This window comes from Borreliella yangtzensis, assembly GCF_014201775.1.
Taxonomy (GTDB): Bacteria; Spirochaetota; Spirochaetia; order Borreliales; family Borreliaceae; genus Borreliella; species Borreliella yangtzensis.
The window spans coordinates 1-2,823 of sequence record NZ_JACHFG010000036.1; the positions used below are offsets into that span (position 1 = coordinate 1).

Annotated in this window: 3 protein-coding genes; all 3 read right to left on the bottom strand. The window is 25.3% G+C overall.

The window, feature by feature from the left end:
* Nucleotides 1-203 precede the first annotated feature (203 nt).
* Nucleotides 204-686 carry a DUF643 domain-containing protein gene (locus HNP68_RS06310; protein WP_183221554.1) on the bottom strand — a complete coding sequence of 161 codons (483 nt, stop codon included), beginning with the start codon at nucleotides 684-686 and terminating at the stop codon, nucleotides 204-206.
* A gap of 178 nt (nucleotides 687-864) precedes the next feature.
* Entirely contained in the window at nucleotides 865-1,959 is a 1,095-nt protein-coding gene (locus tag HNP68_RS06315; RefSeq protein WP_183221556.1) for a hypothetical protein, read from the bottom strand.
* A gap of 34 nt (nucleotides 1,960-1,993) precedes the next feature.
* Nucleotides 1,994-2,686 carry an ErpL protein gene (locus HNP68_RS06320; RefSeq protein ID WP_183221558.1) on the bottom strand — a complete coding sequence of 231 codons (693 nt, stop codon included), beginning with the start codon at nucleotides 2,684-2,686 and terminating at the stop codon, nucleotides 1,994-1,996.
* Between the last annotated feature and the right edge of the window lie 137 nt (nucleotides 2,687-2,823).

The following is a 2,823-nucleotide window of genomic DNA, read 5'->3' on the forward strand; positions in this document are numbered from 1 at the left end:
CATAATCATCAAAAGATCTTTTAACTCTTTTCAAAAACACTACCCAAAAGTAACAAAATTAACAAATTGTTACTCTAAATAGTAAAGCAATTTAATAATTTATTAACATAAACTGTTAATTTCTTAATGTATATTAGCGGTGTTTAATATTTATTGGCTTTTATTGATTTAAAAACAGTAATTTGCTAATTTATTGTATTTTGTTATTTTTTGATAAGTTTATAAAAACCTTTTATTGTATTAACAAGATTATTACTTGTGTAACCTCCCTTATCATAGTTGTGCATGACCAGAAATAATATATCTACAAAACTATTCATAGCAAACGGTTGATCTATTTTTGGATATTGTTTAATCTTACAAATAATGCCATAAACAAAGACCAAAACCGTATTAGATTTTGTTTTTCCTAGCTTTTCTAAACAGTCTTCTAATATTCCATCTTTATAGCTAAAATCAATTCTATTTTCATAGGCATTTTCGTATTCTTTTATTATATATTTATCTTTCAGAATATCTTTAATAAAAATTTTCACAGTTTCTAAATCTTGTACTGCTTCATAAATATTGCATATTTGTTTTTTTCGCTCTTGAGTTAATTGATCAGTTTTATAAACTTTAAATAATTTTTTTTTTACTTTCTTAGCTGAATTATCATAAAAATCAAAAACTTTATTAGCGTGCATCATAACTATAGATAGTATAAAAATAAAAAATATTTTAGACAATACTTTTTAACAAAAAATGTAAAAAATATAATTAAATTGAACACTGTAATAATTCAATTTACAAAAAAATAACAACTAACCAAATATTGCTAGCTGTTATTTTGTGTATACAAAGTTTAATTAAATCTAAAATCTATTAATCTTCATCTTCATCAACCTTAATCCTATTGCTATTAGCAGCATCGATATATCCTTTAATTGTTTCAAAATTAGATTCACTTTCAAGATAGTTTTTAACCTCTCTTAATTTTGATTTCAAGTTATTTAACTCTGATTCAATTTCGCTAACTTTTACATTTTCTTTTAATTTTGGATCTGATTGCAACGCAACTTTTTGTTGATTACCTTCATTTAAATTTTTTCTTAAGTCGTCTCTAGTTTTACCTAATTCTTTTAATAACTTTGCTAATTCTTCATCATCTTCATCTGTTAAGCCCCAATCATAATATATAGATTTTTTAGTTTGGGCATCACTTTCAGTATTTCTAGAACTATTAGTAAAATAGTCGAGTATAGGCCCTGTAACTTTATCTCTAATGTCTGTTGCCTTTACTTCAAATCTTTTTTCATCCTCCACAAACCATCTTTTATATTTAATGGAATCAATGCCATTATTTATCTCGTCTATTTTATTTGTAAGTTCTTTAATTTTCTCTTTAACTTTTTGTTCATCTTCTTGTTCTTGTTTTCTTTTCTCTTCTTTCTCTCTCTTTTCTCTTTCTTCTTTTTCTTTCTCTTCTTGTTGATTTTTCTTATCTTTTTGTTGATTTTTCTTATCTTTTTGTTGACCACCACTTTCGCTTTGTTGTACTGCTTCTAATTCTGGTTTGCTATCTTGACTATTTGCCTGCAATATTTGAGCCTGATTTATCTTATTAGAATCTTCTTGTTTTTCTTTTTTTTCATCTTCTTGTTTATCATCTTTAACTTCTTGTTCTTCTTCTCTTTCTACTTTAACTTCTTCTTTCTTTTCTTCTTTTTTATGTTTTTTATTTTCTTCTTCTTGTAATCTTTTTGCTATTTCATCTGAAATATCTTTTACTTCTTTTTCTAAAAATCCCTTAACTTTTTGTTCTGCTTGTTTTACACCTTGTTTAACTTTTTTTTCTACACCTTCTCTAAATCCCTTAACCTTTCCTTTTACATCTTGTTTTAAATCCGCATAATTTTTACAAGAACTAATCACTGCAAAAACAACGCTAATAGTAAATATTATTATTTTTTTACCCATAAATTGCTCCTATATACTGAACTTCTATTTTAAATTATTTTTTTTCTTCTGAACTTTTAGACTCTTCCTTAATCTCTTTAAGTTCTTCCTCAATCTGTTTAATCGCCCCATCTATTATTCCACTTGACATATTACTAGTATCAGTATCATCATCATTAGAATAACTTACAGTTAAACCATATTCTTTAGCTTTTTGCCAAGCTTGTGCTCCACTGCCTCTTTGATTTTGAGCTCGGTGACCATCAGTTGATCCAGTTGCAGAACCAACTTGATTTTTAAGCTGTTCAAATTCTTGCTTAGCCTTTTCTAATTCTTTTTTTCTATCTTCTTTTTTCTTTTTTAAGCTATCTTCAAGTTCTTTTAATTTATCTTCAAGCTCTTTCTTATCTTTTAACTTTTCTTTTATTTCTTGTACTTTCTTTTCATACTCAGAATATGTTTTAAGAGAAGTTTTTTTAGCATCCGTTTTATCTATTGTTTCTTTTAATTTTTTAATTTGTTCTTCAATCTCTTTTGTATCATTTATATCTTTTATATCCAAAGTATTTAAAGTATCTAACAATTTATCAAATTTATTTTCTACTTCTTTTTCTACTTGTTTTGAACCTTTTACAACTTGTTCTGAATTTTCTATATCTTTACTATCTTTATTAATTGCATAATTCTTGCAAGAAATAACTAATGCAAAAATGACACAAATAATAAACATTATTACTTTTTTATTCATAAATTACTCCTACTCCATAAGTTCAAAAGATAATGCAACCCCTAATAATTACAATTTTTTACAGGTTTAAATAATTGATTTTGTTACATTGCGTTATTACATTTTAACAAACTGAAAATGTAATTTTAATCAACTCC